This window comes from Zoogloea sp., from assembly GCF_044344315.1.
Taxonomy (GTDB): Bacteria; Pseudomonadota; Gammaproteobacteria; order Burkholderiales; family Rhodocyclaceae; genus Zoogloea.
The window spans coordinates 1-6,890 of record NZ_JBIJDC010000163.1 but is presented as its reverse complement, the minus strand read 5'-3'; the positions used below and the strand labels follow the sequence as shown (position 1 = coordinate 6,890).

Sequence of the window (6,890 nt, the reverse complement as noted above, 5' to 3'; positions counted from 1 at the left end):
GAGCGCCAGAAAACGTGACCAGCAGCTTAAATGTAGTGATCATTGCGCTGTATTTAAACTGAGTCCTTGAGGGATGATGGTTTTGAATGAATTGGGAGACTCGTGTAGTGGTGCATCCGCTATATTGATGAATCCACCGTTTTGTCGAGTAGGGATGTTCATGTATCCTTTTGGCATTATTCCGTCCGGTGCTTTTCTCAAGCGGGAACATGATTTCAACCATACTCGCGATAATCGCAAGATTGCTAGTTGCCGGGATTTTGTGGGTTCTGTTTTTTGTCTTTGCCATTGCTCTTGACTTGACTTGGCATGTGAAGCTGTACCCTTTGATGTCCTTTGTGGGTATTGGGCTCATTGCCTGGGTTCTCAGCAAATCCCTGTCTGAACATGATGCGAAGAAGAGAGAGCCCGAATATTACGAAAAAAGATTCGGCCCTTCCCGTGAGAGGAAGAGTGAAGCCAACGCAGAGAGCCGCAATCAAGATCAATAGCTGGAACATTCGTTGTCGCCCGGCTTCCAGGCAACGAACAGCAATTCTCCCTCGAATATAAAACTCACCGCAGCCCCTGCTGCTCCGCCAGCTTGTCCTCAATCCGGCTCACCGCCCGCTGCAGCGCGGGCAGATAGCGCCGTTCTGCCTCCTTCAGCGTCACCATGCGGTTCAGGTAGACGAGGTTGATCGCCCCCAGCGGGCGCCCGTTGAGCATGATCGGCAGCGCGATGGCCCCCACCTTGCGCTGGGATGTCCATTCCCCGTCGTTGCTGCCGTAGCCCTGTTCCCGGGTGCGCCCCAGCACGTTGTGCACAAAGCGCTCGTCGGCCGCCAGGCGGGCCTGGTCGTCGTCGCCGGCACGCACCAGTTGCAGGATTTCCTCTCGTTGATCATCCGGGCAGGCGGCCAGGAAGGCTCGGCCGGCGGCGGTGAGCAGCATGGGCATGGTCTGGCCCACCATGGCCCGGTGGAAGGACAGGGGGCTGAAGCGGTGGGTGGATTCGCGGATCACCAGGTGGGCGCCCTGGGGGGTGGTCAGGTCCGATGGCCACACCACCGCCTGCAGCAATTCCGACAGCGCCGGCGCGACGATGCCGGAGATCCAGTCGTCATCGCGGAAGCCTTCCGCCAGGGAGCGCACCCGCAAGGCCAGGCAGTAGCTGTCGTCCGAATCACTGCGTCGCACATAGCCTTCGGCGATCAGGGTCTCCAGCAGGCGGCGCACCGTGGTGCGATGCAGGCCGGTGACTTCGGCGAGCTGGCCGAGGCTCGACCGGCCCCCTTCCTGCACGTTGATGGCCCGCAGCAGGTCCAGCCCGCGGGTCAGGCCGCGTACCAGGGCGTATTCGGAGCCGGTGTTCTTGCGTGGCAATTTATTGATTTAAATCAATGTTGTGCAAGGAGTGGACGTTTCCATTTTATTTTTTACCCGGTGCGGCCGCAACCCTAGAATCCGCTCAACAAGTTTCTCATAACGTAATTTCCGGCGCCGGCCCATCCGAACCAGGGGGCTTCTCCAGGCGAACCGGGAACACCAGGAGACATTCATGAGCGAAAACCAGCGCTTCGACGCGGACGTGATCGTCGTCGGAGCCGGCCCGGTCGGGCTGACCATTGCCAACACCCTCGGTTTGCACGGCATCAGCGTGATGCTCCTCGAAAAGGGCGACGCCCTGATCGACTACCCCCGTGCCGTCGGCATGGACGACGAGTGCCTGCGCAGCATCCAGGGCATCGGTCTTGTCGAGCAGGTGCAGCAGCACCTGACCCCTTATCACTGGATGCGCTTCGTCAATGCCAGCGGCCGGGTGTATGCCTCCATCGAGCCGCGCACCGACGAGTTCGGCTGGTCCCGGCGCAATGCCTTCAACCAGCCCGCCGTGGATGTGGAGCTGCTCGACGGCCTGAAGCGCTTCCCGAATGCCTCCGTGTTCCTGTCGTCCGAACTCGAATCCTTCGAGCAGGACAAGGACGGCGTCACCCTGAAGATCAAGAAGGCCGGCAGCCCCCAGACCCTGCGCTGCCGCTATCTTGTTGGCGCCGATGGCGGCCGTAGCGTGGTGCGCACCCAGCTGGGCGTGGGTTTTGGTGGCTTCACCGACACCTCCCAGTGGCTGGTGGTGGACATCCGCAACGATCCCCTCGGCGTGCCTTACATCTACATGCACTCCGACCCCAAGCGCCCCTACGTGTCGGTGGCCCTGCCCGATGGCGTGCGTCGCTTCGAGTTCATGGTGTGGGAAGGCGAGACCGAGGAGCAGATCACCGCCCCGGCGCGCATGGCCGAGCTGCTGGGCAAGGTGCTGCCCCCCGGCACCGACATCAACAAGCTCGACTTCATCCGCAAGCGCGTCTACACCCACAACGCCCGCATTGCCGACCGCTGGAAGGTGGGCCGCGTGATGCTCTCCGGCGATGCGGCCCACATCATGCCCGTGTGGCAGGGCCAGGGTTACAACACCGGCATGCGCGACGCCACCAACCTGGCCTGGAAGCTCGCCTACGTGGTCAAGGGCCTGGCCTCCGACACCCTGCTCGAAACCTACAACATCGAGCGTCCGCCCCACGCCAAGGCCATGATCGACCTGTCCGTGGCGGCCGGGCGTATCTTCTACCCGCGCAACGTCTTCAAGGCGGCCTTCCGCGACGTGAGCACCTGGCTGCTCAACCAGATCCCGCCGGTGAAGCGATATTTCAGCGAGATGCGCTACAAGCCCATGCCCTTCTACTCCGAAGGCCTGGTGGTGCATGAGAAGACCGCCCGCAAGAACTCCCCGGTCGGCCGCCTCTTCATCCAGCCGCGAGTGCGTACCCAGGCGGGTGAGGTGAAGCTGCTGGACGACGTGATCGGCACCGGTTTTGCCCTGCTGGCCTGGGGCGCCGACCCCAACTACTGGCTCACCCCCCGCAGCAAGGCCATCCTGGCTGCCATGAACGCCCGCATCCTCACCGTCAAGCCGGTGGTGCAGATGCAGCGCCGGGTGGACGTCAGCGATGCCACCGAGGTCATCGGCGATGAACAGCTGCGCCTCAAGGACTGGTTTGGCGAGCACCCCGGCTCCATCGCCCTGATCCGCCCCGACCGCTTCGTGGCCGGCATCGCCTTCCCGGTGGAGATCAACGAACTGCTCGAAGCCGTCGCCGGCAAGATGGGCCTCAACCTGGACGCCGCCCGTCGCCCGGCCGCCCCCCTGCAGGAGGCCGCATGAGCTTTCTCCTCCAATGCCTTTCCCACACGCCCCTGAAGGGCTACGTGGACCCGCTGCCCGACGTGGTCGATGAGGCCGGCCGCATCGTCGCCACCCTGCGCGCCGAGGTGGAAGCCTTTGATCCGGAGCTCGTCTTCCTGTTTGCCCCGGACCACTACAACGGCTTCTTCCTGGACGCCATGCCCCAGCTGTGCATCGGCACCTCGGCCACCTCGGTGGGCGACTACATGACCTCGCCGGGCCCGCTGGACGTGCCCCGGGACATCGCCGAAGCCTGCGCCCAGCACGTGGTGGCGGCCGATATCGACCTGGCCATCTCCTACCGCATGCAGGTGGATCATGGCTTTGCCCAGCCCCTGGAGGAGATCTGCGGCAGCCTCGCCCGCTACCCGGTGATTCCCCTCTTCATCAACAGCGTGGCGCCGCCGGTGATCAGCTTCCGCCGGGCCCGCCAGTTTGGCGAGGCGGTGGGCGAGTTTGCCCGCAAGCTGGGCAAGCGCACCCTGATCATCGGTTCCGGCGGCCTGTCCCACAACCCGCCGGTGCCCCAGATCGCCACCGCCGTGCCCGAGGTGGCCGAGCGCCTGATCGCCGGCCGCAACCCCACCGCCGATGCCCGCGCTGCGCGCCAGCAGCGCACCATCGACGCCGCCACCCTGTTTGCCGGCGGCAGCAGCCCCCTGCACCCCCTCAACCCCCAGTGGGACCAGGCCTTCATGGCCAACCTGGCCTGCCAGGACTGGACCGCCCTCGACGCTTACGGCAACGCCGCCATCACCGAAGCGGCCGGCGCCTCGGCCCACGAGGTGAAGACCTGGGTGGCCGCCAACGCCGCCATGAACGCCGCCACCGGCGGCCACTACCAGGTGCAGTCCCGCTATTACCGGGCGATCCCCGAGTGGATCGCCGGCTTTGCCGCCCTGACCGGCGTCGTCGCGTAAGCGGCAAGCGTCAACTGACTACAAATATCCAACAGAGGAGACAAACCATGAAATCCCGCAACCTGATCGCCCTGAGCATCGCCGCCCTCGTGGCCACCCCGGCCCTGGCCGACATCAACGTGGGCATCATCGCCTCCCTCACCGGCCCCGCCGCCGCCCTGGGCGCCGAGACCAAGAAGGCCGTGGCCCTGTTCCCCAGCACCATCGGGGGTGAAAAGATCAACTTCATCCTCCTCGACGACGGCACCGACCCCACCAACGCCGTCAAGAACGTGCGCAAGCTGATCTCCGAAGACAAGGTGGACGCCATCCTCGGCCCCAACCTCATCAGCACCGCCGTGGCCATGGCCGACGTGGCCAACGCCGAGAAGACCCCGATGATCTCCGTCGCGCCGCTGGATGTGTCCGGCGACAAGCGCGGCTACATCTTCCGCAGCGAGCCCTCCGCCGACCTGATGGTCAACCGCATCGTCGCCGACATGGTGGAAGGAGGCGCCAAGACCGTGGGCTTCATCGGTTTCTCCGACTCCTGGGGCGAGCTGCTGCTGAAGGCCCTCACCAAGGCCACCGAAGGCAAGATCAAGATCGTCGCCACCGAGCGCTACGGCCGTGCCGACCCCAGCGTGCAGGCCCAGGTGCTGAAGGTCATGTCGGCCAAGCCCGATGTGGTCTTCGTCGGCGCCTCCGGCACCCCCGCCGCCATGCCCCAGATCACCCTGCGCGAGCGCGGCTACAAGGGCAAGATCTATCAATCCCACGGCGTCACCAGCAAGGAGTTCCTGCGGGTCGGCGGCAAGTTCGTCGAAGGCGCGCTGATCCCCGTGGGCCCGGTGCTGGTGGCCGAACAGCTGCCCGACAGCCACCCCACCAAGAAAAACGGCATGGCCTTCGTGAAGGAACTCGAAGCCAAGAACGGCCCCGACTCCCGCTCCACCTTCGCCGGCGCCTCCTGGGATGCCTGGCAGCTGCTGCAGAACGCCATCGTCACCGCCCAGAAGGCCAAGGTGAAATCCGGCACCCCCGAATTCCGCAACGCCCTGCGTGACGGCATCGAGAAGACCAGCAAGCTGGTGGGCACCAACGGCGTCTACACCATGGGTGCCAACGACCACGCCGGCTACGACGCCAGCGCCATCGTGCTGATCAAGGTCGAGAACAACCACTGGAAGCTGGTGAAGTGATGAACGACGCTTCCCTGCTCGGCACGGAAGCCGCGGCGGCGCTGCTCAAGGCAGCGGCCGCCGGCGGCCACACCATCGCCCCCCTGCGCGATCGCCTGCGCCACGCCGACCAGGACGGTGCCTACGCCGTCCAGGAGGCCAACACCCAGGCCTGGCTGGCCGAAGGTCGCCGCCTGGTGGGGCGCAAGATCGGCCTCACCTCCCTGGCCGTGCAGGCCCAGCTGGGGGTCGATCAGCCCGACTTCGGCATGTTGTTTGCCGACATGGCCGTGGGCGACGGTGAGCCGGTGGCCCTCGGCCGCCTGATCCAGCCCAAGGTCGAGGCCGAGGTGGCCCTGGTTATCGGTCGCGACCTGACCCACGAGCGGCACACCTACGCCGACCTCATCCGCGCCACCGAGTACGTGCTGCCGGCCATCGAGATCGTCGACAGCCGCATCGAGAACTGGAACATCCGCTTCGTCGACACCGTGGCCGACAACGCCTCCAGCGGCCTCTTCGTCCTCGGCGGCCAGCCGCGCCGGCTGCAGGATGTGGACCTCACCGCCTGCTCCATGGAAATGCGCCGGGGCGAGGAGGTGGTCTCCCGGGGCAACGGCCGCGCCTGCCTGGGCAGCCCCCTCAACGCCGCCGTGTGGCTGGCCGACGTGATGGTGCGCTGCGGCCGCCCCCTGCTGGCCGGCGACATCGTGCTCACCGGCGCCCTCGGCCCCATGGTCAGCGTCCGGCCGGGCGAGCGCTTTGATGTCAGCGTCGAAGGCCTCGGCAGCGTCACGGCCCTGTTCGCCTGATCCGCCCTACCCAACAAGAGAGAATTGCCATGACCAGAAAAATCAAATGCGCCCTGATCGGCCCGGGCAACATCGGCACCGACCTGCTGGCCAAGCTGCAGCGTAGCCCGGTGCTGGAGCCGGTGTGGATGGTGGGCATCGACCCCGACTCCGACGGCCTCAAGCGTGCCCGCGAGATGGGCATCAAGACCACCGCCGAGGGCGTGGATGGCCTCTTGCCCCACGTGCTCGCCGACGGCGTGCAGATCGCCTTCGACGCCACCAGCGCCTACGTCCATGCCGAGAACAGCCGCAAGCTCAATGAACTCGGCGTGCTGATGATCGACCTCACCCCCGCCGCCATCGGCCCCTTCTGCGTGCCGCCGGTGAACCTCAAGCACCACGTGGGTCAGCGCGAGATGAACGTCAACATGGTCACCTGCGGTGGCCAGGCCACCATCCCCATGGTCGCCGCCATCTCCCGCGTCCAGCCCGTGGCCTACGGCGAGATCGTCGCCACCGTATCGTCCAAGAGCGCCGGCCCCGGCACCCGCAAGAACATCGACGAATTCACCCGCACCACCGCCGGCGCGGTCGAGAAGGTGGGCGGCGCGAAGAAGGGTAAGGCCATCATCATCATCAACCCGGCCGAACCCCCGCTGATGATGCGCGACACCGTGCATTGCCTTACCGAAGGCGAACCCCAGCAGGACGCCATCCGCGAATCCATCGCCGACATGATCAAGGAAGTGCAGAAGTACGTGCCCGGCTACCGCCTGGTGAACGGCCCGGTGTT

The 6,890-nt window shown here is 65.4% G+C and carries 6 protein-coding genes; 5 read left to right on the top strand and 1 reads right to left on the bottom strand.

Annotation, left to right across the window (positions count from 1 at the left end):
• Window positions 1-555 precede the first annotated feature (555 nt).
• Entirely contained in the window at window positions 556-1,365 is an 810-nt protein-coding gene (locus ACIQ09_RS21310; RefSeq protein WP_398314287.1) for a DNA-binding transcriptional regulator, read from the bottom strand.
• 175 nt (window positions 1,366-1,540) lie between these two features.
• Here ACIQ09_RS21310 and ACIQ09_RS21305 point away from each other — a divergent pair, with 175 nt between their 5' ends.
• From ACIQ09_RS21305 to ACIQ09_RS21285, 5 genes are all read left to right on the top strand, one after another.
• On the top strand, window positions 1,541-3,202 hold the full coding sequence (locus tag ACIQ09_RS21305) for a bifunctional 3-(3-hydroxy-phenyl)propionate/3-hydroxycinnamic acid hydroxylase (RefSeq protein ID WP_398314285.1): 1,662 nt from the start codon (window positions 1,541-1,543) through the stop codon (window positions 3,200-3,202).
• Window positions 3,199-4,143, top strand: coding sequence for a 3-carboxyethylcatechol 2,3-dioxygenase (locus tag ACIQ09_RS21300; RefSeq protein WP_398314283.1), 945 nt, complete (start codon window positions 3,199-3,201; stop codon window positions 4,141-4,143). Before ACIQ09_RS21305 ends, ACIQ09_RS21300 begins: the two co-directional genes overlap by 4 nt.
• A 47-nt stretch (window positions 4,144-4,190) precedes the next feature.
• A complete protein-coding gene (locus ACIQ09_RS21295) occupies window positions 4,191-5,324 on the top strand; it encodes an ABC transporter substrate-binding protein (RefSeq protein WP_398314281.1) in 1,134 nt (377 codons plus the stop codon).
• Complete coding sequence (gene mhpD / locus ACIQ09_RS21290) at window positions 5,324-6,115, top strand: 2-keto-4-pentenoate hydratase (protein ID WP_398314279.1); 792 nt, start codon at window positions 5,324-5,326, stop codon at window positions 6,113-6,115. The genes ACIQ09_RS21295 and mhpD overlap by 1 nt, the downstream gene beginning before the upstream one ends.
• Before the next feature lie 29 nt (window positions 6,116-6,144).
• Window positions 6,145-6,890 (top strand): acetaldehyde dehydrogenase (acetylating) (locus ACIQ09_RS21285; RefSeq protein ID WP_398314277.1); only part of this gene is annotated, 746 nt, incomplete at its 3' end.